The sequence below is a fragment of the Nonomuraea sp. GTA35 genome (assembly GCF_041950525.1).
GTDB lineage: Bacteria > Actinomycetota > Actinomycetes > Streptosporangiales > Streptosporangiaceae > Nonomuraea.
The window spans coordinates 62086-88926 of the sequence record NZ_JBGNUV010000018.1 but is presented as its reverse complement, the minus strand read 5'-3'; the positions used below and the strand labels follow the sequence as shown (position 1 = coordinate 88926).

The window sequence follows — 26841 nt, the reverse complement described above, 5'->3', positions numbered from 1 at the left end:
GGGTTTTGGCACGATTCAGGGGTCGGGCGCGAGGCGGCTTTCCCGGTTCAGGGAACGAGCGCCGCGGGCAGGGCTCGTGCTCCGAGGGGCTTCCCGCGTACCGTGGCGAGCACCTTGCCCCCCGGAAGGAGCCATCCGTGTTCGTCGACATGCCCCTGCCGCACCTGCGCGAGTACCGTCCCGAGCGGGCCGAGCCCGCCGACTTCGACGCGTTCTGGCAGCGGACGCTCGGCGAGGCCCGAGCTCACGACCTCGCCCCCGAGTTCGCCCCCGTGCCGGCCGAGCTGACCGTGGCCGAGGTGTTCGACGTGACGTTCGCGGGGTTCGGCGGGCACCCGATCAAGGGCTGGCTGCTGCTGCCGCGGCACGTCCCGGGGCCGGTGCCGTGCGTGGTCGAGTACCAGGGGTACGGCGGCGGGCGCGGGTTGCCGATCGACTGGCTGCTGTGGCCCAGCTTCGGCTACGCCGTGCTCGCCATGGACAGCCGCGGCCAGGGCGCCGGCGGGTGGCGGCGCGGCGACACCGCCGACCCGTACCCCGGCACGGGGCCGCAGACGCCCGGCGTCATGACCAGCGGCATCCACGACCCGGCCGCCTACTACTACCGGCGGCTCTACACCGACGCCGTGCGCGCGGTCGAGACCGCCAGGTCGCATCCGGGCATCGGGGCGGTCGCGGTCGGCGGCGCGAGCCAGGGCGGAGCGATCGCGCTGGCCGTGTCGGCGCTGGTGCCCGATCTGGCCTGCGCGCTGGTGGACGTGCCGTTCATGTGCCACATCAGGCACGCCACGCAGATCACGCCCGAGCACCCGTACGCCGAGCTCGCGGCCTACTGCCGGGCGTTCAAGGACCAGGTGGAGCAGGTCTTCCGGACGCTGGCCTACTTCGACGGGGTGAACTTCGCCGCCAGGGCCCGCACGCCCGCGCTGTTCTCCGTGGGGCTGCAGGACGGGATCACGCCGCCGTCCACGGTGTTCGCCGCCTACAACCACTACGCGGGGGAGAAGGACATCAGAGTGTACCCGTACAACGGGCACGAGGGCGGCGAGTCGGCGCACGTCATGGAGCGGGTGGCCAGGGCGAAGAAGGCGCTGGGGTGAACAGCCGACGGCGCCGTCTCGCGTGGCGGACGCGGGGCGGCGTCACCCCGTGACGCAGACTAGGCTTAACAAGCACGTCATCCGACCGACGAGAGAGACCATGAAGACCTTCGAAGAGCTGTTCGCCGAGCTGTCAGAGAAGGCCACCACCCGGCCCGCGGGCTCGGGCACCGTGGCCGCGCTCGACGCCGGCGTCCATGCCATCGGCAAGAAGGTCGTCGAGGAGGCCGCCGAGAGCTGGATGGCCGCCGAGTACGAGTCAGACGACAGGGCCGCGGAGGAGATCTCCCAGCTCCTCTACCACGTGCAGGTGCTGATGATCGCCAAAGGCATCGGCCTCGACCAGGTCTACAAGCATCTCTAGGGCGCCGCGGCGCGCCCGCCACCAGGAGATAGCGGAAGGCAGACACACGTAAGGACCTGAAGACATGCTGCGTCTGGCAGTACCCAACAAGGGCTCGCTCAGCGAGGCCGCCCAAGCCATGCTGAAGGAGGCCGGCTACCGGTCTCGCAGGGACAGTAAGGAACTCGTCGTCGTCGACGACGCCAACGGCTGGGAGCTGTTCTTCCTGCGGCCCCGCGACATCGCCGTCTACGTCGGCGAGGGCACCCTCGACGTGGGCATCACCGGCAGGGACATGCTGATCGACTCCGGCGCGCCGGTCGAGGAGATCATGTCGCTCGGCTTCGGCGCCTCCACCTTCCGGCTGGCCGCCACGGCGGGTTCCATGTCGTCGGTGCACGACCTCAACGGCAGGCGCATCGCCACCTCCTACGCCGGCCTGCTCGACAAGTACCTCTCCGACCAGGGCGTCGACGCCCGCGTGATCAAGCTCGACGGGGCCGTCGAGACGGCCATCAGGCTCGGCGTGGCCGACGCCGTGGCCGACGTCGTCGAGACCGGCACCACGCTGCGCAACGTCGGCCTTGAGGTGTTCGGCGACCCGATCATGAAGTCGGAGGCCGTGCTGATCAAGCGGCAGAGCGCGCCCGACACGCCGGGCGTCGGCCAGCTCGTACGCCGCTTCCAGGGCGTCGTGCAGGCCCGCGACTACGTCATGATGGACTACGACATCCGCGCCGAGCGCATCGAGGAGGCCATCGCCCTGACGCCCGGCATGGAGGGCCCCACGGTCTCGCCGCTGCACCGCGAGGGCTGGGTCGCCGTGCGCGCCATGGTCCGGCGCAAGGGTCACCAGCAGGTGATGGATCAGCTGTGGGACATCGGCGCAAGGGCCATCCTGGTCACCGACATCTACGCCTGCCGCCTGTGAGATCTGCCCGCTAGGTCACGGGGCCGGCGGGCATATCGCAGCCGTGCGTAACGAAGCGGTCGCCTGGCGTGGTTGTGCCAGGCAGATGTGGTCCTTACTCGAACAGGGCAACCGGCGCTGGGCGGCGGGCAAGTCCGCCCACCCGCACCAGGACCCGCGACGCCGGAGGCAGGTCGCCTCCGGGCAGGAGCCCCGGGCGGTCGTGCTGTCGTGCATCGACTCCCGGGTGCCGCCCGAGGTGATCTTCGACGTCGGCCTCGGCGACCTGCTGGTCGTCCGCACCGCCGCCCACACCCTCGACTCCCTCGTCACGGCCGCCGTCCAGTACGGCCCGCAGGACCTGCGGGCCAGCCTCGTCGTCGTCCTCGGTCACCAGCGCTGCGGCGCCGTCACGGCGGCCGCCCGGGCGTTACGCAGGCGGGTCGTCCTGCCCGGCGAGCTGCCCGCCATCGTCGCGGCGCTCGAGCCCGCCTACGCCACCTCCAACGGCCGGGTCGAGCCCATGGTCCACGCCCACATCCGCCGGACCGTCTCGCGCCTGAGAGCCGACCCTCTCCTGCACGGCAGCGCCACCGTCATCGGCGCCTACTACAGCCTGGACACGGGGCTGGTGAGCCGCGTGAGCTGACCAGCCCGGCGTGACCGCACACCTGCCCAGTCTGACCATCCCGGCGTGACCGCGCTCCTGCCCGGTCCGATCGATGCCCGGCCGGGGCACGACCGTCGTGCTCCGGCCGCGGCCTCCGGGGCCGTGGGCACCTGGTTCAGTAGCGCAGCTCCGCCAGCACCCCGTAGTGGTCGGAGGCGGGCTCGGGGCCGTCGCCCACCACCTCGCAGCGCACCGGATGCCCCGCGCCGCCCGCCCTCGGCCAGGCGCTCAGCACGTAGTCGAAGCGCCGGTCGGGATACAGGCCGGGCCGGGCCCACGGGTTGGCGTTGCTCCACGTGCATCCGGGGCCGCCGTCGCCGGCGACCTCCCACGCGTCGTAGAAGACCAGCCCAGGCACGGGGGTGGCGCTGCGCCCGGTCAGCATCCGCATCTCGTCGCTGTCGGGCGGCGCGTTGAAGTCGCCGCACACCAGCGTGGGATGCCGGCGGGAGCTCACCTCATGCACGAACGCGGCCAGCGCCCGCACCTGCTCCTGCCGTGCCTGCGAGTCGCTCAGCCGGTAGGCCCCGATCATCACGCTGAACACCTGTAACGGCCCGCGCGGTCCGTCCAGCTCGCAGAACAGCGCGCGGCCCGGCAGCACGCCGCCCTTCTCCCGCGGCGGGGGCCCGCCCGGCAGCAGACGGTCCTCCTGCCGGATGATCGGCCAGCGGGACAGCACGGCGACCGGCGCCTCCGCCCGGATCGCCGTCGTGTGCTCGAAGCCGAGCCGCTGACCGGCCCACTCCTGTAACGCCACCACGTCGGGCGCCAGATCGCGCACCACCTTCTCGATCCGCCCTGCCCGCTCGGCGTACGGGCCCTGCTCGCCCCACACGTTCCAGGTCAGCACGCGCACACCGGTGCCGATCAGCGGCCCGTACGGCTCCGCCCAGTTCATCCCAGCCCCTCCACCGCCTTGATCGCCTGATCCACCTGCTCGGGGCCCGTCACGATACTCGTGCCGAAGCGCAGCAGCGAGGGGTTGTACGGCGTCACGCTCGCGATCACCTTCCGATCCCGCAGCCGCTCCACCGCCTCGAACGGCTCCATGCCGGCCACCGAGCAGCACACCAGCCCCGCCGACAGGTCGGGGGCCTGCGGGGTGGCGAGGGTGACGTGCGGGATCTCGGCCAGGCCCGCCTTCAGCCGGGTGGCCAGCTCCTGGGTGCGCGCCCGCACGCGGTCCTTGCCGATCGCCGCCATGAACGCGAACGCCTGCGGCATCGCCCACCGGTGCTCGAACGCCTTGTACCCGCCCGGCGTGACCAGCTCCGCCGTGGTGGCGCCGGGGGATCCGCCGTTCTGCCAGGCGCCGAAGGCGGCCTGGCTGAAGCTGGGCACGATCGGGGCCACCGCGTCCCAGGCGCGGCCCCACACGATGCCGGTGCCGCGCGGCCCGAACAGCCACTTGTGCGTGCCGCTGGCCAGGAAGTCGCAGCCCAGGTCCGCCACGCCGTCGGCCATCGCGCCGAACCCGTGCACCCCGTCCACGCACAGCAGCGCCCTGTCGTGCGCGGCGCGGCCCCGGTTCGCCTCGGCCAGCATGTCGGCGATGGCCCGGACCGGCACGCGCACGCCGGTGCTGGAGTGCACCCAGGTGACCGCGACCACGCGGGTGCGCGGGCCGAGGCCGTCCTTGATGGCCGACACCATGCGGTCGGCCGAGGCGCGGGCCGGGTCGTCGTACAGCCTGACCCTGCGCACCTTCGCGCCCGTGCGTCCCGCCAGCAGCCGCAGGCCCTCGTGGGTGGCCAGGAAGTCGTGCTCGGTGGTCAGCACGTCCTGGCCGGGGCGCAGGACGAGGCCGGAGTAGAGCAGCGCCAGGCCCATCGTGGTGCTGTCGGTCAGCGCGATGGCGTCCGGCTCGGCGCCCAGGTAGCGGGCGGCGGCCTCGCGTACGGCCTGGTCGGGAGACCTGCCGGAAGGGCCGCCGGGAGGCGTGTACTCGGGGTCGGCGTCCAGCGCGTCGCGGTGCGTCCTGATCGCCTCCCGCACCTGCGCCGGCGCCGGCGCCAGCACGAACGCGGCGAACTGCCCGTACGCCGGGTCGAGGGTGAACTGGGACCGCACCGACGCCCAGTCGGCCGGGTCGAAGCTCCTGGGCGGCGGTGACCCGGCGGTGCACGCCGACGCCCCGGCCGGCACGCCGGCGAGCAGTCCGGCGCCGAGCAGGGCGCGTCTGTTCAGCATGCTCTGCTTCCTACCCGCCCGCGCCCGTTCGGCATGCCGTGGTTCCTTCCGGCCCGCGCCCGTTCGGCATGCTCCGCTTCCTGCCCGCCCGCGTCAGCCTCTGATCGCGGTGATCTGCCTGATCAGGTCGGAGACACGGACGATGCCCAGGCAGCGGTTCAGCTCGTCGGTGACCACCAGGTCGTCGTAGACGCGGGTCGCGTCCCTGCCCGCCGCCTGCATGGCGGCGACGGCCGGGGTGGTGCGCGGCACCGTGCGCGGCGGGTCGGCCAGCCGCTGCGCCGGCTTCGACCCGTGCAGCGCGTGCCCGTAGCGGGCGGCGAACGACAGCAGGAAACGGCTGCGGTCCAGGCTGCCCTTGGGCCGCTGGAACTCGTCCACCAGGATCACGCTGGTGATCGTCGGCTCGTGCCCGAACGCCGCCACGGCCTCCTCGGCCTTCGCCTCCACCGGCAGCGTCACGGCCGGCAGCAGCAGCTCCTGCACGCGCGGGCCGAGCATGACCGAGGCGGGGGACTCGTCGGCGATCGGCAGCGGCACCCGTACCTTGCCGTCGGGGCCCGGCGCCAGCAGCGGGCCGTGCGCCAGGCGCACGCCCAGGCCGCGGACCATGGCCACCTGCGCCTCGCGCTCCACGCCCGGCGCCATGACGTGGGCGCCGATGCCGCGCGCCAGCGTCACCACCGCCCGCGCCACCGCGATCGCCCGGTGGTCGCCGGGGATGCGCGTCGCCACCTCCGGGTCGAGGGCGAGCAGGTACGGGGAGGAGTCGGTGATCAGGTCCAGGGCCGCGCCCACGGTGCCCACGTCGGCGAACCCGAGCAGGTAGCCGATCGTGCGCAGGCCGTCGAGGCCCACCTTGAGCAGCGGCCTGTCCTGCTCGTGGCACGGTCCGGTGAGCAGCAGGATCGCCTCGCGCGGATGCCTGCCCGCCCTTCTCAGCGCCTCGTGCAGGGGCGCCAGGGCGCCCGCGCCCGACAGCACCACGTGCACAGGCAGTTCGAGCACCATGGGCAGCGGCGCGGCCCGGAGGACGCCGTTGGCGTCCACGATGGCGGGGTGCGCGATGACGGCCCCGGTGTCGAGATCCACCATGGGACTCGTGAGCAGGGAGGACACGTACAGATGGTGCTCCTGCCACAGCCGCATCAGAAGCCCCGCGAAACAGAATTAACCGACATTTCCGCTTCGGTTCCCGTGTGAGTGCTCCCGGCACGGGTCCGCTAGCCTGCGGGCATGAGCGCGCGTCCGGCGAGGGGCGGCGGCCGGTGGGTCACCGTGCCGCCGGAGCGCCTGCATCCGTGGATCGACGGGTTCGCCGGGCGTCACGGGCCCTTCTCGGCGAGCGGGGACGGGCGGGTGGTGCGGCTGCTGGCCGGCGACGGCGCGGTCGCCGAGCTGCACGTGCCGTTCCCGCCCATGACGCCGCCGGGCCCGCCGCACGTGACCAGGCTCGTCGCGCACGCCGGCCGGGAGCGGCGGGTCGGGGTGTTCCTGGTGCGGCTCGGCGGGTACGCGGCGGGCATCTTCCACGGCGGCTCGCTGGTGGCGTCCAAGGTGGGGTCGCGGCTGGTGCAGGGGCGTACGGCGGCCGGCGGGTGGTCGCAGCAGCGCTTCGCCAGGCGGCGCAGGAACCAGGCGGCCCAGGCGTTCGACGACGCGGTGGAGACCGCGGTGCGGGTGCTGACGCCGTACCTGGGGGAACTGGACGGCGTCGTGCTCGGCGGCGACCGCAGGGCGATGGACGCGCTGCGGCCCGACCGGCGGCTGGCGCCGCTGCTGGCGCTGGAGACCGAGCCGTTCCTGGTGGTGCCGGACCCGCGGCTGGCGGTGCTGCGGGACACGCCCGCGCAGTTCAGGGCGGTACGCGTCCGCGTCATCGACCCAGGCTGATCCGGCAGGCGCTTCGCGTCGGGGGGCTTCGTCCGAGGCGGCTCAGGCGAACGCGTCCTTGTGGTCGGTGAGGAAGTCCGCCAGCGAGCGGGGCGGACGGCCGGTCAGCTCCTTCACCGTGTCCGTGGCCGGCGCCCAGCGCCCGTCGCCGGTCTCGGCCATGAGCACGGCCAGTTCGGCGGCCCGCGGGCCGGGAAGGCCCTGACGTTCCAGATGGGCGGTCATCTCCGGGACGGTCAGGTCCACGTAGCGGACGTCGCGGCCGGTCACCTCGGTGATCCGTTCGGCGATCCGGTCGTGTGACAGGGACTCCGGGCCGCTCAGCACGTAGTCGCTGCCCTGACCGACGGGGCCGGTCAGCAGGGTGGCGGCGACGTCGGCGATGTCGCGGGTGTCGATGTAGTTGACCGGGCCGGTGCCGTAGGAGCCGTACATGGTGCCGGTGCCGAACTCGCCCGGCAGGTTCTGCATGAAGCCGCTCGGCTGCAGGACCGCCCAGGGCACGCCCGATTCGCGTAGATGGGCGTCCACCACGCCGTGCATGCCCCAGCCGAGCCTGGAGCCGGGGGCGGCGTCCCGTACCGACAGCGCGACGATCTGTGCCACGCCCGCCCGGGCGGCCAGGTCGATGACGGCGCGGTGCGCGTCGGCGAAGCCGGGCCAGAGGGAGCTGTTGAGGAAGAGCCGGTCGCCGGGGGAGAGCAGCTCGCCGATGCTCTCGGGGCGCTCGAAGTCGGCCAAGGCGTAAGGGGCGGCAAGCTCGTCGGCAGGGCGGCGAACGGCGGCCAGCACGTCGTGGCCGCGCAGGCGCTCGACAAGGGCACGGCCGATGGACCCGGTGGCGCCGGTTACCACGATCACGGGGACCTCCTAGGGTAAGTGGACGATCGCATTCCGGTTGCCCGACGGTACACTAAGCGGAATCTCGTCGTCCACTTGGGAGTCGTACGTGCGCGCGGATGCCAGGCGGAACCTGACCAAGATCGTCGAGGCGGCCGCCGAGGTCATGGCCGAGCGCGGCGTCAACGCGCCCATGGAGGCCATCGCCAAACGCGCCGGCGTCGGCGTCGGCACGCTCTATCGCCGCTTCCCCGACCGCGAGGCGCTGATCGCGGCCGTCGGTCACCACTACATCCACACGATGGCGGAGGCGCTGGACGCCGCGGCCCTGCGCTCCGCCGACGCCTGGGGCGCGATCCGGGAGTTCATCTCCTGGGCCGCCGCGCCCGGCCGCACCGCGCTGTCCACCGCGCTGGCCGTGCTCCCGGCGGAGGTGATCGCGGAGCGGCCCGAGTTCACCGGGGTGCGGGCGGGCTGGGTGGAGCGGTTCGCCGACCTCGTACGGCGGGCGCAGGCCGAGGGCTCGATGCGGCCCGACGTCGGCGTGGAGGATCTGATCCACCTGCTGAACGTCTTCACCTGCCACCCCGAGCAGCTCCCCGCGCCGGTGGCCGCCGACCCGGGGCGATACCTGCGCCTGATGCTCGACGGCATGAAGGCGGGCGCCGCCACGCCTTCCGGAGCGTGACCACCCCGAGTCTTTGAGACGATTCAAAAGAATCTTGAATGCCGCTATGATGAGCCGAAGTTCACGGTGAACCGCGGTCGGCGGTTCTTCGTACGCAGCGGGTCCTGCGCTTTATCAGTCTGGATTCCGTACTTTCAGCAGCACGGCCTCGTGAGGATCGATGGCGACCAGGAACATCAAGGAGGTCGCGCAGCTGGCGCGCGTCTCGGTGGGGACGGTGAGCAATGTACTCAACCGCCCGGAGATCGTGTCCCCCGCCACACGCGAACGCGTCTTCGAAGCGATCAAGAAACTTGGCTTCGTCCGCAATGAGGTGGCCCGCCACCTGCGGGTGGGCCGCAGCAGGACGGTCGGGCTCGTCGTGCTCGACGTGTCCAACCCGTTCTTCGTGGACGTGGCCCAGGGCGCGGAATCCGTCGCCGACGACCACGACTCGATGGTGGTGCTCTGCAACAGCGCCGGCGACACGGGGCGCGAGCGCCGCCACCTCGACCAGCTCGAACAGCAGCGGGTGATGGGCATACTGATCACCCCTGTCGAGATGGAGAGCCCGTGGGTGGAGGAGCTGATCGCCCGCGGCACCCCCGTCGTGCTGGTCGACAGCCCGGCGACCGGGCTGCAGTGCTCGGTCGCCGTCGACGACCGGCTGGGCGGGCAGATCGCCGGCGCCCATCTCATCGAACGGGGGCACCGGCGGATCATGTTCGTCGGCGGGCCGATGTCCATCAAACAGGTGGCCGACCGGCACGCGGGCGTGACCAGCGCCGTCGCCGCCGCCGACGGCGCCGTCGAACTGCTCACCTCCAGCGCGCACACGCTCACCGTGGCGGAGGGGCGGGCCATCGGGGAGCGGGTGGCGGCGCTGCCCCCCGACGAGCGGCCCACCGCCGCCTTCTGCGCCAACGACATGATGGCGCTGGGGTTCTTACAGGCCATGGCCTCGCACGGGCTCCGGGTGCCCGAGGATCTGGCGATCATCGGGTACGACGACATCGACTTCGCGGCCGCGGCGGCCGTGCCTCTGTCCTCGATCAGGCAGCCCCGGGAGTTGCTGGGGCGGACCGCGATCGATCTGTTGCTGGAGGAGGTGGCCGAGCCTGAACAGCATCGGCATCGGCAGGTCATCTTCCAGCCTGACCTGGTGATTCGAGAATCCAGCGCGTTGCGTCGCGACGCCTGAACCGGAGCTTTCCGCCCGAGGGGTTCTGTGCCGCATGCCCCTTCGGGGATCGAACGCGCGGGCGTGCCGCGGCGCGTTCCCGCGATGGTGCGTCGGCGGCCCTGTCATGCGCACGTTCGGCCATGCCTGCGTGCCCGACGGTGGGCTGTCCCAGTTTCCGCAGCTCAGAAGGGGCACTTCATGGAAGTTCTCTACGCCAACCGCCTGTCCTCACCTCAAGACCTGGCCGGCTTCCGCATGGAAGGCGACGGCGCCACGTCCTTCCCCCAGGGCAGGCTCAGGCTGGAGAGTCTCAGACCCCCGTCCGACGGGCAGGCGGCCAATCTGGTCCTCTGGTGCCCGGAGGACTTTCCGCAGGACATCCGCATCGAGTGGGACTTCTGGCCGGTCAGGGAGCCAGGGCTGGCGATCATGTTCTTCCACGCGCGCGGAAGGAACGGCGAGGACCTGTTCGATCCGGCCCTGGCGCCCCGTAACGGCCCCTACGACCAGTACCACCACGGCGACCTCGACGCCTACCACGTCTCCTATTTCCGCCGCATGTGGCCCTCGGAGCGCGCCCTGCACACCTGCAACCTGCGCAAGAGCCATGGCTTCCACCTGGTCGCGCAGGGTGCGGACCCGCTGCCGGCCGTGCTGGACGCCGACGGTCCCTACGCGATCCGGATCGACGTCAAGGGGGGAGCGGTGGCGTTCTCAATCAACGATTTGGTCTCGTTCCGCTGGGAGGACGACGGGTCGATCGGCGGTCCGGCCCTGGCAGGAGGCAAGGTCGGGTTCCGGCAGATGGCTCCGCTGATCGGAGAGTACGCAAATCTCCGGGTATCTCGTCATTGACTTTGAGTCGATTCAACACTAATTTCGCACCAACCGCCGTTCACTCGCTTGTAACTGGGCAGGAACCACGGTGCAATACTCCACCCCCGTATCCGTGCACATGCCACGAGAAGGTGGTGCCGGATGAACCATCCCGCCATGTCGATCAGGATTCAAGCTGCCTGCTCAGAGGTCATCTGGGCGGCTCGCCTGAACCTGATCTGGCTCGTGTTCACCCTCGCGGGAGGCGTGATTCTCGGGCTCGGGCCCGCTACCGTAGCCGCCTACACCCTGGCTCGGAGGCGTGCCCGGAATGAAACGTTTCAGGCTTGGAGCGAATTCTGGACCGTCTACCGACGGGAGTTCGTCCGGGCCTCGTTGCTGGTCCTGCCGGCGGTGCTCGCCGCCATCGTGCTGGTCGGCAACTACCTCTACCTCTCCGCACTGGGTCCCGACCACGGAGCGCCGCGAATCGCCAGTTTCGTGGCACTCATCGTGCTGGCGGGTGTGGGGGCACATGTAGGGCCGCTTTACGCGCACTACGACCTGCCGCTGTGGGCCTACTGGCTCAAGGCGGCACAACTAGCGCTGCTGCGTCCGGCGTCGTCCGTGATCTTGCTGCTAGCGCTCTCAGCCATCGCCTACGCGACCTCGGTGGCGCCGCTCCTGGCGCCGATGATCAGCTTCGGCGCGTGGATCTATCTCAACACGTGGCTCTGCCAGCGCTTCTTCCAGGAGAACGAGGCGCGCTTGCATTCGAAAGGGAACTCATGAGCGCATCCCGTCGTCGGCGGCTTCTCGCCGGTGTGTTAACGCTAACGGCTGCTCTCACCGCCTCGGCCTGCTCCGGTGGTGGCGACGCGGCTCAGTCCGACCCGAACACGATCACCTTCATGGCGAAGCTGTTCGGCACCGCGCCCGAGCCCACCGGCGAGCTGCAGCAGGCCATCGAGAAGTTCCTCGGCAAGAAGATCAAGGTCACCTGGGTCCCCAACGCCGAGTACACCGAGAAGATGAACGTCACGCTGGCCTCGGACAGCATTCCGCAGGTCGTGGTCGTGGACCCGAAGATGCCGGCGTTCGTCAAGTCCGCCCAGGCCGGGGCGTTCTGGGACTTGACCGACAAGCTGGACAAGTATCCGAACCTCAAGCCGGTGGACGAGCGGACCGCGCTCAACGCCTCCGTCAACGGCAAGATCTACGGCCTCTACCGGATGCGGCCCCTGCTGCGCTCGGCGATCGTGATCCGCAAGGACTGGCTGGAGAAGGTCGGCCTGGAGGAGCCGAAGACGATCGACGACTTCTACGAGGTCGCCAAGGCGTTCACCGAGAAGGACCCCGACGGCAACGGCAAGAAGGACACCTACGGCCTCATCATCCCGAAGTGGCCGTCCAGCTCCTACGCCAGCGCCAGCCCGTACGACGTGGTCGAGACCTGGTTCGGCGCCCCGACCGGCTGGGGCGAGCGCGACGGCAAGGTCGTGCCCGGCTTCGACACGCCGGAGTTCATCGAGGCCAACAAGTTCCTCAAGAAGATGGTCGACGAGGGCCTGGTCAACCCCGACTTCGCCACCCTCGACACCGCCAAGTGGAACGAGCCGTTCTTCTTCGGCAGGGGCGGCATGATCATCGACGTCAACATCCGCTCTCGCCAGGTCCTCGACCTGTTCAGGGAGGACGGCGACAAGAACTACGGTGACAAGGTCACCCTGGTCGGCAACCTGGCGCGCTCCGACGGCAAGAAGTTCTCCTACCCGTTCAGCGGCTACGCCGACTCCCTGGCCATCTCCAAGCAGAGCGTGCGGACCGAGGCCGAGCTGGACAACGTGCTGAAGACGCTGGACAAGCTGGCCACCAAGGAGGGCCAGGTCCTGCTGCAGAACGGCATCGAGGGCCGCAACTTCAAGGTCGAGAACGGCGACACCGCCACGCTGATCAACGTGGACGACCCCGCCGTCAGGACCGTCCAGGACAACGTGGACGACGCGTTCACGCAGCTCAGCACCAAGGGCACGATGGACATCGGCGGCATCGCCTACCAGCGCATCCCGCCCGGCCAGCCGTACCGGGACATCATCGCCAAGCAGAAGCAGCTGGTGGAGGAGGACCTCAAGACGGCGGTGCACAACGTCGCGCTGCCCGTCGTGGCTCCCGCGCAGATCGAGAAGGGCCCGCAGATCGACAAGATCATCGGTGACGCGCGGGTCAAGTTCCTCTCGGGCGCGATCGACGAGGCGGGCCTGAAGGCCGAGATCAAGAAGTGGCACGACGGCGGCGGCGACCAGATCATCACCGAGGTCAACGACCTGCTCGCCAAGCTCCCCAAGTAGGACGACCCCCCGCGTGAGGGGCCCGGCTCCTTCCGGGCCCCTCACATCGAAAGGAGGCCGCTGTGGCCACCGACCTGGCGACGCCTCCGAAGGCGGCGCCCAAGGCGAAGAAGCCGAAGAGGGCGGACAAGGTGCCGCTCGGCACGGCGGTGCTGCGTTATCGCTGGCTCTACCTGATGCTCCTCCCGGGCGTCGCCTACTTCGTGATCTTCAAGTACCTGCCGATGTACGGCGTGACGATCGCGTTCCAGGACTACCTGCCGTTCCTCGGCTACTCGGGCAGCCCCTGGGTCGGCTTCAAGCATTTCGAGCAGCTCTTCTCCGGGCCCGACTTCGCCCGGCTGCTGGCCAACACGCTGATCCTGGCGGCGCTGCACATCCTGTTCGTCTTCACCGCGCCGGTCATCGTCGCGCTGATGCTGAACGAGCTGCGGGTCAACATCCTCAAGCGCTCGGTCCAGTCGCTCATCTACATCCCGCACTTCCTGTCGTGGACCATCGTCGCGGCGCTGACGTACGTGCTGTTCGCGGCCGACTTCGGCGTGATCGCCGCCTGGATGCGCGATCTGCTGGGCGACACCACCAAGATCGACTACATGGCGCAGGAGCAGTGGTTCCGCGAGATCGTCATCCTGCAGCAGCTCTGGAAGATGACGGGCTGGGGCACGATCATCTACCTGGCCGCGCTGGCCGGCGTGGATCCCAACCTGTACGAGGCCGCCCGCATGGACGGCGCCGGCCGATTCCGCCAGCTCTGGCATGTCACGCTGCCCGCGATCCGCCCGACGGTCGTCGTCATGGCCATCCTCGCCTCCGGCAACCTGCTGGACTCCGGCTTCGAGCAGATCTGGCTGATGACCACCTCGCTGAACCGCGGGGTCGCCGAGGTGTTCGACACCTACGTCTACTACGCAGGCGTCCAGAACGGGAACTTCAGCTACTCCACCGCCGTCGGCCTGTTCAAGGGCGTGGCCGGCGTCATCCTGATCTTCGGCTCCAACTGGCTGGCCAAGCGCATGGGCCAGCGGGGACTGTTCTAGGGGGCCCCGGGCATGACCACTATGACTGAGACCAAGCCCAAGAAGCTCGCGGTCAACAACAACAGCTCCGCCGGCAGCCGCGTCTTCGACGCCCTCAACGTCGTCGCGCTCGTCGGCCTGGCGCTGATCACGGTGCTGCCGCTGCTCTACGTGCTGGCCGCGTCGTTCGCCACCGAGCCGGAGATCGCCTCCAGGCCGTTCTTCCTGTGGCCGGAGAAGATCGTCACCGAGGCGTACGAGTACATCTTCGCCACCCCCACCTTCATCCGCTCCCTGCTCACGACCGTCATCGTGACCGCGGTCGGCATGGTGGTGCAGGTGATGCTGACCTTCACCATGGCCTACCCGCTGGCCAAGCGGTACCTGCCGGGCCGCACCCTGGTGCTGAACCTGGTCATCTTCACGATGGTCTTCACCGGCGGCATGATCCCCACCTACCTGGTGGTGCGCGACCTGGGGATGCTCGACAGCTACTGGGCGCTGATCCTGCCACTGGCGATCAACCCGTTCTATCTGATCATCGTCAAGAGCTTCTTCCAGGAGCTGCCGCAGGCGCTGGAGGAGGCGGCCAGGATCGACGGCTGCAACGAGATGGGCGTCTTCTTCAAGATCGTCCTTCCGCTGTCCAAGCCGATCATCGCGACGTTCGCGCTGTTCTACGCGGTGGCGATCTGGAACGACTACATGTCGCCGCTGTTGTACATCACCGATCCGGACAAGTGGACGCTGCAGATCCTCGTCCGCCAGCTCGTGGCCACCGATCCCGCGGCCGCCCTGTCGCAGATGGACCGCACCTGGGTGCCGCCGGAGCAGGGTGTGAAGTTCGCGATCATCGTGATCGCGACGCTGCCGATCCTGTTCTTCTACCCGTTCCTGCAGAAGCACTTCGCCAAGGGCGTGCTGATCGGGGGCGTCAAGGAGTGACCGGCCGCACCGTGCTGCTGGCGGGGGACTCGACGGTCGCCTCCTGCCCGGCCTTCGAAGCGCCGATGTCCGGATGGGGGGCGCAGCTCGGATCGTACGTCGGCGGCCCGGTGCGCAACCTCGCCAAGGGCGGCGCCACCACGGCCAGCCACCGCGCCGAGGGCCTGTGGGCGGCGCTGCTGCGCGAGACCTCGCCGGGCGACGTCGTGGTGATCCAGTTCGGGCACAACGACCAGAAGGAGCCCGGCCTGCCGTACCGCGACAACCTGCGCGCCTTCGTCGAGGAGGCGCGCGGGGCGGGCGCGCTCGCGGTGCTGTGCACGCCGGTGCAGCGGCGCAGGTTCGACGGCGGGCGGCTGGTGCCCACGCACGGCGACTACCCCGACCGCGTGCGCGACCTGGCCGCCGCCGAGGACGTGCCGCTGATCGACCTCACGCGAGCCACCACCGAGCTGTACGAGCGCCTCGGCCCCGAGGGCTCGAAGGCCCTGTTCACCCACTTCCCGCCCGGCACGCACCCCCTCTACCCGGACGGCGTGGCCGACGACACCCACTTCTGCTTCCGCGGCGCCGACGAGGTGGCCGCCATCGTCGCCGAGCGACTGAAGGAGATCGCATGACAGAGCTGCGCTGGCTGGACCGACCGGGAGAGCAGGGGGTGACCTGGGGAGTCCCGTGGCCACGCGGCACGGTCGAGCGCGGCACGCCGTTCGCGCTGGCCGACGGCGACGGCCGGCAGGTGCCGGTGCAGAGCTGGGTGACCGCCACCTGGCCGGACGGTTCCGTCAAGTGGACGGCCCACGCCATCGGCGCGGGACCGGCCGCCAGGGGATACCGGCTCGAACCGGGGAGCGAGCCCGCCGCCCCCGGCACCGCCGTCACCGTCACCCGCGAGGGCCGCGACCTGGCGGTGAGCACGGGCGTCGTCACCTGGCGCATCGGCGGCGGCGCGGTGGCGCGGTCGATCTCGCGCGGGAGCCGCGAGATCGCCAGGGACGTGCGCCTGATCAGCCTCCACCAGGACGGGCCCACCCCCGACGAGGGCGGCCACGTGGCCCGCGAGCAGGCCGAGGGCGTCGTCGAGAGCGTCACGGTCGAGCAGGAAGGGCCCCTGCGCGCGGTCGTCCGGCTGGAGGGCAGGCACGGCGGCCGGCTGCCGTTCACCGTGCGCCTGTACTTCCACGCGGGCGCCGAGCACGTGCGCGTCCTGCACACCTTCATCTGGGACGGCGACCCCGAGCGCGACTTCCTGGCCGGGCTCGGCCTGCGCGCCGACGTGGTCATGCGGGACGAGCTGCACGACCGGCACGTGCGGCTGGCCGGCGGCGACGGCTTCCTCACCGAGGCCGTGCGCGGGCTGACCGGCCTGCGCCTCGACCCCGGCGAGGCCGCCCGCCGCGCCCAGGTCGAGGGCCGCCCGGCCGGCGAGCTCGCCCCCGAGGTGGCGAGCCGCCTGCACCTCATCCCCGCCTGGAACGACTACACCCTCGACCAGACCTCCGCCGACGGCTACACGCTGCGCAAGCGCACCAAGGACGGCCACGCCTGGGTGACGATCCCGGCCGGCGCCCGCTCGAACGGCTACGGTTACGTCGGCGGCGTCAGCGGCGGGCTCGGCTTCGGGCTGCGCGACTTCTGGCGCCTGCACCCCACCCGCCTCGACGTCAGGAACGCGGCCACCGACGTCGCCACCGCCACCATCTGGCTGTGGTCGCCGTCCGCCCCGGCCATGGACCTGCGCTTCTACCACGACGGCATGGGCCAGGACACCTTCGAGGAGCAGCTCGAAGGCCTGGAGATCACCTACGAGGACTACGAGCCCGGCTTCGGCGATCCGCGCGGCATCGCCCGTACGCACGAGCTGAGCCTGCGCGTCCACGACGCCACGCCCGCCGCGCACGAGCTGGCCGCGCACGCCGCCGCCATGAACGAGCCCGGGCTGCTGGTCGCGAGCCCCGAGCGGGTGCGCGAGGCGGGCGTGTTCGGCGTCTGGGGCCTGCCCGACCGCGTCACCCCCGCGCACGCCGAGATCGAGGACCGCCTCGACTTCCTCTTCGACCTGTACGTACGCGAGCGCGAGCAGCGCCGCTGGTACGGGTTCTGGGACTACGGCGACGTCATGCACACCTACGACGAGGACCGGCACACCTGGCGCTACGACGTCGGCGGCTACGCCTGGGACAACTCGGAGCTGTCGCCCGACCTGTGGCTGTGGCTGCAGTTCCTGCGCACCGGCCGCGCCGACGTCTTCCGCTTCGCCGAGTCGATGACCCGCCACACCGGCGAGGTGGACGTCTACCACCTCGGCAGGTGGAAGGGCCTGGGCAGCCGCCACAACGTGCAGCACTGGGGCTGCAGTTGCAAGCAGTTGCGCATCTCCAACGCCGCCTACCGGCGCTTCTACTACTACCTGACGGCCGACGAGCGCACCGGCGACCTCATGGACGAGCTCAGCGTGCCCGAGGAGACGTTCCTGGCGATCGACCCGCTGCGCAAGGTCCGCGAGGACGTCTACACCCCCGACCCGTCCGCGCTGTCGGTCGGGCTCGGCACCGACTGGGGCTCGCTGGCGGCGGCCTGGCTGACCAGGTGGGAGCGGCACGGCGACGAGCGCGCCAGGGACCGGCTGCTCGGCACGATGGCCGACATCGGCGCGATGCCGCGCCGCTTCCTGACGGGCGAGGGCCGGCTGGACCTGGAGACCGGGCGCTTCGACACCTCCCGTGACCAGATCTCCATCTCGCACCTGTCGTCGCTGTTCGGGCTGCCGGAGATGTGCGCGGAGCTGATCGCGCTCGACCTGGGCGTGTCCGGGTTCGAGGAGGCGTGGCTGGAGTACTGCCGGCTCTACCTGGCGCCGCCGGAGCAGCAGGAGGCCGAGGTGGGGCAGCGGCTGAGCGGGATCTCGCTGATCCAGGCGCACAGCCGGCTCACGGCGTACGCGGCGGCCCGCACCGGGGACGCCGAACTGGCCGCCTGGGCGTGGCGCAAGTTCCGCCTGGGGGAGGGCGACCAGCTCAACCGCAATCCGTTGCAGCACCAGGAGAAGTGGGAGCTGACCCTGGTGGACGGGCCCGAGGTGCCGCACCCGGTGCACGAGGCGCCGTTCGTCAGCACCAACAGCGCCGCGCAGTACGGCCTGGCGGCCATCCACAACCTGGTGCTGATCGGCGAGCACCTGGCGAAGGCCTGACGACGGCCGTCAACAAGAGGTGGGGCTCCCGCTGGGAGCCCTACACTGATCGGTATGCATACTCCCGATTGACCGGCGGCGCACGCCCAATCCTCGTTTCCTAGCTCGGGAGTGTCCGGTCACCATGATCATCGCTAATGATATCGAGCTGCGCGCGGGCGCGCGCCTGCTCATCGAGAAAGCCTCGTTCCGGGTCAATCCCGGCGACAAAATCGGGCTCGTCGGCCGCAACGGCGCGGGCAAGACGACGCTGACCAAGGTGCTGGCGGGTGAGGGCATACCCGCCGCCGGCACCGTCACCACCACCGGCAGCGTCGGTTACCTGCCCCAGGATCCGCGCACCGGCGACCTGCAGGTCCTCGCCCGCGACCGCATCCTGTCGGCGCGCGGGCTCGACGAGGTCATCCGCAAGCTCCGCGAGGCGGAGCTCGGCATGTCCTCCGCCGACGACCGCACCAGGGAGAAGGCCGTCAGGCGGTACGGCCGGCTCGAGGATCAGATGCACGTCCTGGGCGGGTACGCCGCCGAGTCGGAGGCCGCCTCCATCGCCTCCAGCCTGGGCCTGCCCGACCGGGTGCTGGGGCAGCCGTTGCAAACGCTTTCCGGCGGCCAGCGCAGGCGCGTGGAATTGGCGCGAATTCTTTTCAGCGGGGCGGAAACTCTCCTTCTCGACGAGCCCACAAACCACCTAGATGCGGACTCAATCGGGTGGCTTCGTGATTTTTTGCGCAGTCATCAAGGTGGCTTGGTGATCATCAGCCACGACGTCGGCCTTCTTGAAGCGACGGTCAACAAGGTCCTGCACCTGGACGCCAACCGGTCGGTGATCGATCACTACAACGTCGGCTGGAAGGCGTACCTGGCCCAGCGCGAGACCGACGAGAAGCGCAGGAAGCGCGAGCGGGCCAACGCCGAGAAACAGGCCGGCGCGCTGCTGGCGCAGGCCGACAAGATGCGCGCCAAGGCCACCAAGGCCAAGGCCGCCCAGGACATGATGCGCCGGGCGCACCGCCTGCTGGCCGGCACCGAGGAGGAGCGGCAGAGCGACAAGGTGGCGCGGCTGCGCTTCCCCGAGCCGCAGCCGTGCGGGCGCACGCCGCTCATGGCCGAGGGGCTGTCGAAGTCGTACGGGTCGCTGGAGGTCTTCACCGACGTCAACGTGGCCATCGACCGAGGTCACCGGGTCGTCATCCTCGGCCTGAACGGCGCGGGCAAGACGACGCTGCTGCGCATACTCGGCGGCATGGAGGAGCCCGACACCGGAGAGCTGAAGCCGGGCCACGGCCTCAAGGTCGGTTACTACGCCCAGGAGCACGAGACGCTCGACGCCGATCGTACGCTTCTGGAGAACATGCGCTCGGCCGGGGGCCAATTCACCGACACCGAGTTGCGCAAGGTGCTCGGCTCGTTCCTGTTCACCGGTGACGACGTCGACAAGCCCGCCGGCGTTCTGTCCGGTGGCGAGAAGACCAGGCTCGCACTTGCGATCTTGGTGCTCTCCAGTGCCAATGTCCTCCTTCTCGACGAGCCCACGAACAACCTCGATCCGGTCAGCCGCGAGCAGGTTCTCAACGCTCTGAGGTCGTATTCAGGAGCAATCGTCCTAGTCACACATGACGAGGGTGCCGTTGACGCCCTGTCACCGGATAGGGTGATCTTGCTACCTGACGGAACTGAAGACGCGTGGAGCGACGAATTTTCCGATCTTGTGGCACTTGCCTGATCTTAATTTGAGTGGGTACGGATCTTTTCCCGTGGAGTAGGTAGCCGATCCCGCTGAAATGACTGATCATGGCGGAGTAACGCTGCGGAAGTCCGGCACTACAGGAGGTACTCGTGGCCGAGACACTGAAGAAGGGCACCCGGGTCACCGGGGCCGACCGGGAAAAACTGGCCGGCGATCTCAAGAAGCGCTACGCCGCGGGCGAAAGCATTCGCGCCCTGGCCGCTTCGACCGGTCGGTCTTACGGGTTCATCCACCGCATCCTCAGCGAGTCCGGTGTGACTCTGCGCGGGCGCGGCGGGGCGACCCGAGGCAAGTCCAAGCGCTGACGGCCGCCTCGGAACGTGCGACCGCAGCCGCCCGTCCCTAGTCAGCCGCCGTCGCGCCCGAGCCAGAACGATATTCTGTAGGCTCGGGCGCGACGGTCAGCAGCAGTCCGACGACAAGGAGCGGGCGATGGCGGAAGCGCAGGCGCAACAGCGCGGGGGGTATACGGACGACGGCCCTGCCACGGCAGAGGGCGGAGTCCGCTTCGAGGTGGACGGTGAGATAGCGACGATCACGCTGGCCCGGCCGGAAAAGCGCAACGCACAGACGTTCGCGACATGGTCGGCACTGGCTCGCATCGGCGAGAGCCTGCCCGAGCAGGTGCGCGTCGTCGTCGTGAAAGGTGAGGGACCGTCCTTCTCGGCAGGCATCGACCTGCGAATGTTCACACCTGAGGGGGTGCCCGGACAGGGCTCCTTCAGCTCGGCGGCCAGAAGTGACGGCGCCGGTTTCGAGCAGCGCATCAGGCAGGCCCAAGCGGGGTTCCTGTGGCTGCGCCGCCCGGAGATCGTCTCCATCGCCGCAGTGCAGGGGCACGCGATCGGGGCGGGGTTCCAGCTCGCGCTCGCCTGTGACCTGCGGATCGTGGCCGACGACGTCTCGTTCTGCATGAAAGAGCCCGCACTGGGCCTGGTGCCCGACCTGACGGGGACCAAGCCCCTGGTCGAGCTGGTGGGCCTGGCCAAGGCGATCGACATCTGCCTGACCGCCAGGACCGTGCACGCCGACGAGGCCATGCGCATCGGCCTCGCCGAGAGAGTGGTCGCCGGGGGCGACCTGGATCAAGCGGTACGTGAGAAGGTCGCGCAGTTGCTGTCCACCAACCGGGACGCGGCCGTGGCGACCAAGCGACTCCTCCAGGGGGCGCAGGCACGCACCCTGGAGGAGCAGAGTGTGGCCGAGGGGATCGAGCAGGCGGCGCGGATCAAGGCGCTGTTCGGCTGATTGAACGGTCAAGCAATCCGCGGTTGACGTGCGTCGGCGGTGAGCGCCCTTCGCCCGCCGCCGGGCCGTGAGGGGGCCGTGGCACCCGCTTGGCGGTGATCGGGGGCGAAATGCGCAGAGGGGCCTCCGTGGCGCCCAGAGGGCCCTTCAAGGGACGCTGAAGGGGCATGGGGCGTCCGGCCGCCGCGCGCGGCGGGGTGACGGCACGCGGGTGCGGAGTTTCGCGGTGAGCTGAGACGGGAATCCCCAGGCGCTCCGGCGGCGCTGTCTCCGGCGGAGGAGGAGGGATCCCCCGGATGGCGATGATGGGTGGGGGCTTCGGCCCCGGCATGATGATGTCCCTGCGGCGCGACGGCTCGGTCACCAAGCAGCGGCTGCGTCCCGGCACGGTCCGGCGCATCGCGCGCTACGCCCGGCCGTACACGCGGCAGATCACGGCGTTCCTGCTGCTCGTCGTGGCGGGCGCGGTGATCGTGGTCGCCAACCCGCTGCTGATGAAGGCGATCATCGACGACGGCATCCTGCTCAAGCAGACCGGCGTGGTGATCGGGCTGGCGGTGGCGATCGCCGCGCTCGCGGTGGTGGACGCCGGGCTGACGCTGGCGCAGCGGTGGTTCTCCGCGCGCATCGGCGAGGGCCTGATCTACGACCTGCGCACCGAGGTGTTCGACCACGTGCAGCGCATGCCGGTCGCGTTCTTCATGCGCGCGCAGACCGGCGCGCTGGTCAGCAGGCTCAACACCGACGTGATCGGCGCCCAGCGCGCCCTGACCAGCACCCTGTCCTCCGTCGTGTCCAACGTGGTCAGCCTGGTCCTGGTGCTGGGCGCGATGCTGGCGCTGTCGTGGCAGGTGACGCTGGTCGCGCTGGTGCTGCTGCCGATCTTCATCGTGCCCGCCAAGTACGTCGGCCGCCGCATGTCGGCCCTGACCCGCGAGCAGATGGAGCTCGACGCCGAGATGAGCTCCGTCACCACCGAGCGCTTCAACGTGGCCGGCGCCATGGTCGCCAAGCTGTACGGCAGGCCCGAGGACGACGCAGAGGTGTTCGGCAGGCGCGCGGCCAGGGTGCGGGACGTGGGCGTGACCGTCGGCATGTACGGCACCGTGTTCCGGGTCGCGCTCGGCCTGATCGCGGCGCTGGCCACCGCCCTCGTCTACGGCATCGGCGGCGTGCTGTCCGTCTCCGGCGCCTTCGAGCTCGGCACCCTGGTGGCCCTGGCCGCCCTGCTCATGCGCCTGTACGGCCCCCTGACGTCCCTGTCGAACGTGCACGTGGACGTGATGACCGCGCTCGTCAGCTTCGACCGGGTCTTCGAGATCCTCGACCTCAAGCCCATGGTGGCGCAGAAGCCGGACGCCGTGCCGGTGCCCGAGGGCCCCGTGACGATCGAGTTCGACGACGTGCGCTTCCGCTACCCGGCCGCCGAGGAGGTCTCGCTGGCCTCGCTGGAGTCGGTGGCCAGGCAGGACACCGGCCCGTCCTACCCGGTGCTGAAGGGCGTGTCGTTCACGGCCGCGCCGGGGCAGCTCATCGCGCTCGTCGGCCACAGCGGGGCGGGCAAGACCACGATCACCTCGCTGGTGTCGCGGCTGTACGACGTCAACGAGGGCACGGTGCGGATCAACGGGATCGACGTGCGCGACGCCACGCTCGACTCGCTGCGCGACACCGTGGGTGTGGTCATGCAGGACGCCCACCTGTTCCACGACACGATCGGCGCCAACCTCCGCTACGCCAGGCCGGAGGCGAGCGACGAGCAGATCTGGGAGGCGCTGCGCGCCGCGCAGATCGGCGAGCTGGTCGAGAGCCTGCCCGACGGGCTGGACACCGTGGTGGGCGACCGCGGCTACCGCCTGTCCGGCGGGGAGAAGCAGCGGCTGGCGCTGGCCAGGCTGCTGCTGAAGGCGCCGCGCGTGGTCGTGCTCGACGAGGCCACCGCCCACCTCGACTCCGAGTCGGAGGCCGCCGTCCAGGTGGCGCTGAAGACCGCGCTGGAGGGCCGGACGTCGCTGGTCATCGCGCACCGGCTCTCGACGATCAGGGAGGCCGACGAGATCCTCGTCATCCACGACGGCCAGGTCGCCGAGCGCGGCGGGCACGAGGAGCTGCTGGCGCGCGGCGGGTTGTACGCCGAGCTCTACCGCACCCAGTTCAGCTCCGCGGGCAGCCCGGCCGCCTGAGCCGCGTGGCTCAGCTGTGCTGGTAGCCCAGCCGCTTGAGCTCCTGCCTGGCGACCTTCTCCACCAGCTCCAGGTCGTCGCGGCGCAGCCGGGTGCGCCAGGCGCCGACCTTGGGCACCGCGGTGTCGTACAGGACGACCTTGGACACCCGCGTCTCCAGGAACTCCGACAGCGTGGCCACCGACTCCGGCGGCCTGTCGATCAGGTCCTCGTAGCGCAGGGTGAGCAGTTGCGGCTCGGGCAGGGTGCGGCGCAGCTCGGCGCTCATCCGCACCGCGCTGCGCCAGCGCAGCGCGCTCTTGCCCGCCGCCGGCATGGTCTTCCAGCGCTCCAGGTGCTCGTCCTTGTTGACGCCCAGGAACGCGTTGGGGAACTCGGTCTGCTCGGTCAGCATCGCCGGCTTGAACCAGGCCAGGCAGGCCGGGTCGCCCAGCATGCCGGCCACGACGTCGCGGCCGTCGCGGATGAGCTGGACGAACCGGGCGTCGGGGAAGGCCTGCAGCAGCACCGGCGCGCTGTAGAGCAGGTCGGGGCTGCCGTCGCCGAAGCGGGTGACGTCGTCCGCCGACACGCAGGGGCCGAGGCCCGTGACGCCGCCGGCCTCGCGGCACGGCTCGGCGCACTCGCCGCAGGAGCGGGGCAGCACCTGCCACGACTCGGCGAGGGCGTCACGCATGACGCGCACGGCGCCGGACGTGCGGGCGATGGACGGCTTGCGGGCGAAGGCGTACACCACGTGCGCCACGCTCGCGCGGCCCATCGTCACGTGGAAGCCCGGCGAGCGTTTCAGGGCGCGGGCCAGCAGGTCCACGCCGGAATGCGGAGCTCCGAGCAGGAAGACCGGCCGGCGGACCTTGATGCCGTTGACCACGAGGATGTGGGGCGGAAGTCGCATACGGAAAGCAAGTGTGACACCGTTTGCCAGGTGAACGAGCCAACGTCAGTGTCGGTGCTCACCGGTGCGGGCATCTCCACCGACTCGGGGATCCCCGACTTCCGGGGGCCGCAGGGGGTCTGGACGAAGAATCCGCAGGCCGAGGCCAACGCCACGATCGACCGTTACCTGGCGGACCCCGACGTCAGGCGCGCCACGTGGCAGGCGAGGCTGGAGTCCCCGGCCTGGCAGGCCCAGCCGAACCCGGCCCACCACGCGCTGGTCGAGCTGGAGCACGCCGGCCTGCTGCGCGCCCTGATCACGCAGAACATCGACGAGCTGCACCAGCGCGCCGGCTCGTCGCCCGGGAAGGTCATCGAGCTGCACGGCACCATGCGCCGCGCCGAGTGCCTGTCCTGCGACCTGATCACGCCCATGGAGGAAGTGCTCGCCAGGGTGGCCGCGGGCGAGGCGGACCCGCCCTGCCCCCGCTGCGGCGGCATCCAGAAGTCGAACACGATCTCGTTCGGGCAGCACCTCAAGTCCGAGGTGGTCGACGCGGCGCTCGACGCGGCCCGCTCGTGCGACCTGTTCGTGGCGATCGGCACCTCGCTGACCGTGCATCCCGCGGCCGGGCTGTGCGGCGAGGCGCTGGACGCCGGCGCCCGGCTCGTGATCGTGAACGCGCAGCCCACGCCGTATGATCCGTTCGCCGATCGAGTCATCAACGAGCCGATCGGCCAGGCACTACCCGCGCTCGTCAAGGAGCTGATCGATGCGGCCAGGTGACACCGTCGCCATTGTTGCCCCCTCAGGACCGCCCAGCGCCGTGCTGCTCAGACGCGGCGTCCGGCGGCTGGAGTCACTCGGGCTCAAGGTGGTCGTGGGCGAGCACGTGCTCGACCGCCAGGGCCTGCCCTACCTGGCGGGCGAGGACGCCGCCAGGGCCGCCGACCTGCAGTCGGCCTGGTGCGACCCGGCCGTCTCCGGGGTGTTCTGCTGCCGGGGCGGGTACGGCGCCGGGCGGCTGCTCGGCCTGCTCGACTGGGACCTGATGCGCGAGGCTGTTCAGCAGTCCGGGCCCAAGGTGCTGCTCGGGTCGAGCGACATCACGGCGCTGCACAACGCGTTCGCCGCCGAGCTGGGGGTGCCCACCCTGCACGGGCCGATGGCCGCCTGCGACGTCATCGCGGGTGACGAGAGCGGGCCCGAGCCGCTTACGTGGGAGAGCCTGCGCGAGGCGCTCTTCGGCACGGCCACCACCACGGTGGCCGGCGACCGGGTTCTGGCGCCGGGGCGGGCCGAGGGCGTGCTGCGCGGCGGGAACCTGTCGCTGATCGCCTCGATGTGCGGCACGCGGTGGCAGCCGTCCTTCGCCGGGGCGATCGCGTTCCTGGAGGACGTGGGCGAGGAGCCGTACCGGATCGACCGCATGCTCACCCAGCTCCTGCAGGCCGGCGTGTTCGACGGGGTGCGCGGGATCGCGCTGGGGTCGTGGGTGCAGTGCGGCGATCCGTACCCCGTCCTGGAGGACCGGCTGGGGCCGCTCGGGGTGCCGATCGTGGCCGGATTGCCGGTCGGGCACGGGTCTCCGCAGCACAGTGTCTGGCTTGGCGCACTTGGTGGTATCGATACCGAATCGTGCTCCCTAACTGGCATGATGCGGAATGAGGAGCAGGCAAGGTAGGAGGGACGAATCCGACAGAAAGGGACACGACGCGTGAACTTGTTCAGGCGTGAGCCCTCTCGCCGGCCGGTCGAGGACGTCGATCTCGACTCGCTGCTCGCGCTCGTCGCGGAGTCCCTCGGATACTCCTTCGCGTTCGCCCAGGACGGCTCCGCCGTGACGCTCAGCGGAGGCTCGGGGGCGCTCGTCGTCCGGCTCACGGGCCTGCGGCGCGAGGCCGGGCGCAGGGCCAGGGAGGACTGGCCCATGCTGGTCTCCGAGCACCTCGCGCACGCCGTGGCCACCGCGGGCGAGCGGCTGGACGTGTGCGACCTCGACCAGGTACGGCCGCTGATGCGCACCCGCGTGGAGGCCGTGGACGAGATCCCCGACCTGACCCGCGTCGTCGGCCGCCACCTCAACGCCGACCTCGTCGAACTGCTGACCGTCGGGACACGTCCGGTACGCCCGGAGGAGTCCGGATGCTGGCCCGTGCCCACCGGCCAGGCCCTCGACCTGGCCGTGGCCAACGTGCGGGGGCAGGAGCGGCTGCGGGTGGAGTACATCGAGCTGTCGGGCACGCCCGTCACCCGGCTGACCGCCTCCAGCCCGTCGGCTGCCACGCACCTGCGGTGGCTGGGCGACTACCTGGCGGTGCCGGGCGACGGGGTGCTCGTGGTACTGCCGGATCCGTACACGCTGCTGGTGCATCCGGTGGACGGGATCGGGGTGGTGCGGGCCATCGAGCGGCTGCGGGTGCATGCCGCCCGTACGGATGGGCTCAGCTCGCAGGTTCACTGGTGGCATGCGGGGCGGCTGACGTTGATCAGGGCCGACATCGTGACCAGGGACGGGCAGACCAGGCTCGTGGTGGCGCCGCCGCCGGACTTCGCCCGCGTCCTGGCCCGTCTGGCGGTCTGACGGTCCGTCGCCTTGCGGGGTTGTCCGCCGTCGGCGGTTGTGGGGGTGGCCGGGCCGCCCTCACCTCCGGGAAGGCTCGCCG

26 protein-coding genes are annotated in these 26841 nt (G+C 70.6%); 21 read left to right on the top strand and 5 right to left on the bottom strand.

The genetic code is table 11. The features are described from left to right. Window positions 1–137 precede the first annotated feature (137 nt). From ACBJ32_RS50775 to ACBJ32_RS50760, 4 genes are all read left to right on the top strand, one after another. Complete coding sequence (locus tag ACBJ32_RS50775) at window positions 138–1100, top strand: acetylxylan esterase (RefSeq protein WP_375133050.1); 963 nt, start codon at window positions 138–140, stop codon at window positions 1098–1100. Between the two features lie 100 nt (window positions 1101–1200). Further along, window positions 1201–1464, top strand: a complete 264-nt coding sequence (locus ACBJ32_RS50770) for a phosphoribosyl-ATP diphosphatase (RefSeq protein ID WP_080037115.1) — start codon at window positions 1201–1203, stop codon at window positions 1462–1464. 64 nt (window positions 1465–1528) lie between these two features. Next, window positions 1529–2374, top strand: coding sequence for an ATP phosphoribosyltransferase (hisG, locus tag ACBJ32_RS50765; RefSeq protein WP_375133049.1), 846 nt, complete (start codon window positions 1529–1531; stop codon window positions 2372–2374). A gap of 43 nt (window positions 2375–2417) precedes the next feature. Then, window positions 2418–3002, top strand: a complete 585-nt coding sequence (locus ACBJ32_RS50760) for a carbonic anhydrase (protein ID WP_375133048.1) — start codon at window positions 2418–2420, stop codon at window positions 3000–3002. Between the two features lie 136 nt (window positions 3003–3138). Here ACBJ32_RS50760 and ACBJ32_RS50755 read toward each other — a convergent pair whose 3' ends face one another. The 3 genes from ACBJ32_RS50755 to ACBJ32_RS50745 all read right to left on the bottom strand — a co-directional run bounded on the left by ACBJ32_RS50755 (window position 3139) and on the right by ACBJ32_RS50745 (window position 6335). Next, a complete protein-coding gene (locus tag ACBJ32_RS50755; RefSeq protein WP_375133047.1) occupies window positions 3139–3924 on the bottom strand; it encodes an endonuclease/exonuclease/phosphatase family protein in 786 nt (261 codons plus the stop codon). Then, window positions 3921–5216 carry an aminotransferase class V-fold PLP-dependent enzyme gene (locus ACBJ32_RS50750; RefSeq protein ID WP_375133046.1) on the bottom strand — a complete coding sequence of 432 codons (1296 nt, stop codon included), beginning with the start codon at window positions 5214–5216 and terminating at the stop codon, window positions 3921–3923. Before ACBJ32_RS50750 ends, ACBJ32_RS50755 begins: the two co-directional genes overlap by 4 nt. Window positions 5217–5309: 93 nt before the next feature. Continuing rightward, window positions 5310–6335, bottom strand: coding sequence for an EAL domain-containing protein (locus ACBJ32_RS50745; protein WP_357879485.1), 1026 nt, complete (start codon window positions 6333–6335; stop codon window positions 5310–5312). Between the two features lie 117 nt (window positions 6336–6452). Here ACBJ32_RS50745 and ACBJ32_RS50740 point away from each other — a divergent pair, with 117 nt between their 5' ends. Then, the gene (locus ACBJ32_RS50740; protein ID WP_375133045.1) at window positions 6453–7109 is read left to right on the top strand and encodes an acVLRF1 family peptidyl-tRNA hydrolase; all 657 of its coding nucleotides are present in this window, start codon (window positions 6453–6455) and stop codon (window positions 7107–7109) included. A gap of 42 nt (window positions 7110–7151) precedes the next feature. Here the strand turns inward: ACBJ32_RS50740 and ACBJ32_RS50735 are convergent, their stop codons facing one another. Continuing rightward, window positions 7152–7970, bottom strand: a complete 819-nt coding sequence (locus ACBJ32_RS50735) for an NAD(P)H-binding protein (protein ID WP_375133044.1) — start codon at window positions 7968–7970, stop codon at window positions 7152–7154. 88 nt (window positions 7971–8058) lie between these two features. Here ACBJ32_RS50735 and ACBJ32_RS50730 point away from each other — a divergent pair, with 88 nt between their 5' ends. The 13 genes from ACBJ32_RS50730 (at window position 8059) to ACBJ32_RS50670 (ending at window position 23298) form a co-directional block, all read left to right on the top strand. Beyond that, on the top strand, window positions 8059–8637 hold the full coding sequence (locus ACBJ32_RS50730) for a TetR/AcrR family transcriptional regulator (RefSeq protein ID WP_375133043.1): 579 nt from the start codon (window positions 8059–8061) through the stop codon (window positions 8635–8637). Between the two features lie 160 nt (window positions 8638–8797). Beyond that, complete coding sequence (locus ACBJ32_RS50725; RefSeq protein ID WP_357879473.1) at window positions 8798–9817, top strand: LacI family DNA-binding transcriptional regulator; 1020 nt, start codon at window positions 8798–8800, stop codon at window positions 9815–9817. Window positions 9818–9997: 180 nt separating this feature from the next. Continuing rightward, window positions 9998–10654, top strand: a complete 657-nt coding sequence (locus ACBJ32_RS50720) for a DUF1961 family protein (protein WP_375133042.1) — start codon at window positions 9998–10000, stop codon at window positions 10652–10654. Window positions 10655–10777: 123 nt separating this feature from the next. After that, window positions 10778–11407, top strand: a complete 630-nt coding sequence (locus tag ACBJ32_RS50715; protein WP_357879467.1) for a DUF624 domain-containing protein — start codon at window positions 10778–10780, stop codon at window positions 11405–11407. A gap of 119 nt (window positions 11408–11526) precedes the next feature. Continuing rightward, window positions 11527–12963, top strand: a complete 1437-nt coding sequence (locus ACBJ32_RS50710) for an extracellular solute-binding protein (protein WP_375133041.1) — start codon at window positions 11527–11529, stop codon at window positions 12961–12963. A 62-nt stretch (window positions 12964–13025) separates the two neighbouring features. Then, entirely contained in the window at window positions 13026–14003 is a 978-nt protein-coding gene (locus ACBJ32_RS50705) for an ABC transporter permease (protein ID WP_375133040.1), read from the top strand. 12 nt (window positions 14004–14015) lie between these two features. Continuing rightward, entirely contained in the window at window positions 14016–14927 is a 912-nt protein-coding gene (locus ACBJ32_RS50700) for a carbohydrate ABC transporter permease (RefSeq protein WP_375133039.1), read from the top strand. Further along, window positions 14924–15547 carry a rhamnogalacturonan acetylesterase gene (locus tag ACBJ32_RS50695; RefSeq protein ID WP_357879455.1) on the top strand — a complete coding sequence of 208 codons (624 nt, stop codon included), beginning with the start codon at window positions 14924–14926 and terminating at the stop codon, window positions 15545–15547. Before ACBJ32_RS50700 ends, ACBJ32_RS50695 begins: the two co-directional genes overlap by 4 nt. Next, complete coding sequence (locus tag ACBJ32_RS50690) at window positions 15544–18120, top strand: Tat pathway signal sequence domain protein (protein ID WP_375133038.1); 2577 nt, start codon at window positions 15544–15546, stop codon at window positions 18118–18120. The genes ACBJ32_RS50695 and ACBJ32_RS50690 overlap by 4 nt, the downstream gene beginning before the upstream one ends. A 124-nt stretch (window positions 18121–18244) precedes the next feature. Beyond that, window positions 18245–19843 (top strand): ABC-F family ATP-binding cassette domain-containing protein, encoded by a 1599-nt coding sequence (locus ACBJ32_RS50685; protein ID WP_357879449.1) that lies wholly within the window; start codon window positions 18245–18247, stop codon window positions 19841–19843. Between the two features lie 113 nt (window positions 19844–19956). Next, window positions 19957–20172: a helix-turn-helix domain-containing protein gene (locus ACBJ32_RS50680; RefSeq protein WP_020547488.1), complete on the top strand. Its 216-nt coding sequence runs from the start codon at window positions 19957–19959 to the stop codon at window positions 20170–20172. Window positions 20173–20299: 127 nt separating this feature from the next. Beyond that, the gene (locus tag ACBJ32_RS50675) at window positions 20300–21115 is read left to right on the top strand and encodes an enoyl-CoA hydratase/isomerase family protein (protein WP_375133037.1); all 816 of its coding nucleotides are present in this window, start codon (window positions 20300–20302) and stop codon (window positions 21113–21115) included. 296 nt (window positions 21116–21411) lie between these two features. Continuing rightward, window positions 21412–23298, top strand: a complete 1887-nt coding sequence (locus ACBJ32_RS50670) for an ABC transporter ATP-binding protein (protein ID WP_375133036.1) — start codon at window positions 21412–21414, stop codon at window positions 23296–23298. A gap of 10 nt (window positions 23299–23308) precedes the next feature. Here ACBJ32_RS50670 and ACBJ32_RS50665 read toward each other — a convergent pair whose 3' ends face one another. Beyond that, a complete protein-coding gene (locus tag ACBJ32_RS50665; RefSeq protein WP_375133035.1) occupies window positions 23309–24193 on the bottom strand; it encodes a sulfotransferase in 885 nt (294 codons plus the stop codon). Window positions 24194–24223: 30 nt separating this feature from the next. Here ACBJ32_RS50665 and ACBJ32_RS50660 point away from each other — a divergent pair, with 30 nt between their 5' ends. Genes ACBJ32_RS50660 through ACBJ32_RS50650 form a run of 3 tightly spaced genes read left to right on the top strand, consistent with a single transcriptional unit; the run spans window position 24224 to window position 26759 of the window. Next, window positions 24224–24961 (top strand): NAD-dependent deacetylase, encoded by a 738-nt coding sequence (locus ACBJ32_RS50660; protein WP_375133034.1) that lies wholly within the window; start codon window positions 24224–24226, stop codon window positions 24959–24961. Further along, window positions 24948–25859, top strand: a complete 912-nt coding sequence (locus ACBJ32_RS50655) for an LD-carboxypeptidase (protein WP_375133033.1) — start codon at window positions 24948–24950, stop codon at window positions 25857–25859. Before ACBJ32_RS50660 ends, ACBJ32_RS50655 begins: the two co-directional genes overlap by 14 nt. Window positions 25860–25892: 33 nt before the next feature. Then, window positions 25893–26759 carry a hypothetical protein gene (locus tag ACBJ32_RS50650; protein WP_375133032.1) on the top strand — a complete coding sequence of 289 codons (867 nt, stop codon included), beginning with the start codon at window positions 25893–25895 and terminating at the stop codon, window positions 26757–26759. Window positions 26760–26841: the final 82 nt, after the last annotated feature.

Excerpts from the sequence above, each read along its gene's own strand:
- ACBJ32_RS50770 (WP_080037115.1), top strand. The coding sequence starts at position 1,201 with ATGAAGACCTTCGAAGAGCTGTTCGCCGAGCTGTCAGAGAAGGCCACC.
- hisG (WP_375133049.1), top strand. The coding sequence starts at position 1,529 with ATGCTGCGTCTGGCAGTACCCAACAAGGGCTCGCTCAGCGAGGCCGCC.
- ACBJ32_RS50755 (WP_375133047.1), bottom strand. The coding sequence starts at position 3,924 with ATGAACTGGGCGGAGCCGTACGGGCCGCTGATCGGCACCGGTGTGCGC.
- ACBJ32_RS50750 (WP_375133046.1), bottom strand. The coding sequence starts at position 5,216 with ATGCTGAACAGACGCGCCCTGCTCGGCGCCGGACTGCTCGCCGGCGTG.
- ACBJ32_RS50740 (WP_375133045.1), top strand. The coding sequence starts at position 6,453 with ATGAGCGCGCGTCCGGCGAGGGGCGGCGGCCGGTGGGTCACCGTGCCG.
- ACBJ32_RS50725 (WP_357879473.1), top strand. The coding sequence starts at position 8,798 with ATGGCGACCAGGAACATCAAGGAGGTCGCGCAGCTGGCGCGCGTCTCG.
- ACBJ32_RS50720 (WP_375133042.1), top strand. The coding sequence starts at position 9,998 with ATGGAAGTTCTCTACGCCAACCGCCTGTCCTCACCTCAAGACCTGGCC.
- ACBJ32_RS50715 (WP_357879467.1), top strand. The coding sequence starts at position 10,778 with ATGAACCATCCCGCCATGTCGATCAGGATTCAAGCTGCCTGCTCAGAG.
- ACBJ32_RS50710 (WP_375133041.1), top strand. The coding sequence starts at position 11,527 with ATGGCGAAGCTGTTCGGCACCGCGCCCGAGCCCACCGGCGAGCTGCAG.
- ACBJ32_RS50700 (WP_375133039.1), top strand. The coding sequence starts at position 14,016 with ATGACCACTATGACTGAGACCAAGCCCAAGAAGCTCGCGGTCAACAAC.
- ACBJ32_RS50690 (WP_375133038.1), top strand. The coding sequence starts at position 15,544 with ATGACAGAGCTGCGCTGGCTGGACCGACCGGGAGAGCAGGGGGTGACC.
- ACBJ32_RS50685 (WP_357879449.1), top strand. The coding sequence starts at position 18,245 with ATGATCATCGCTAATGATATCGAGCTGCGCGCGGGCGCGCGCCTGCTC.
- ACBJ32_RS50675 (WP_375133037.1), top strand. The coding sequence starts at position 20,300 with ATGGCGGAAGCGCAGGCGCAACAGCGCGGGGGGTATACGGACGACGGC.
- ACBJ32_RS50670 (WP_375133036.1), top strand. The coding sequence starts at position 21,412 with ATGGCGATGATGGGTGGGGGCTTCGGCCCCGGCATGATGATGTCCCTG.
- ACBJ32_RS50665 (WP_375133035.1), bottom strand. The coding sequence starts at position 24,193 with ATGCGACTTCCGCCCCACATCCTCGTGGTCAACGGCATCAAGGTCCGC.
- ACBJ32_RS50655 (WP_375133033.1), top strand. The coding sequence starts at position 24,948 with ATGCGGCCAGGTGACACCGTCGCCATTGTTGCCCCCTCAGGACCGCCC.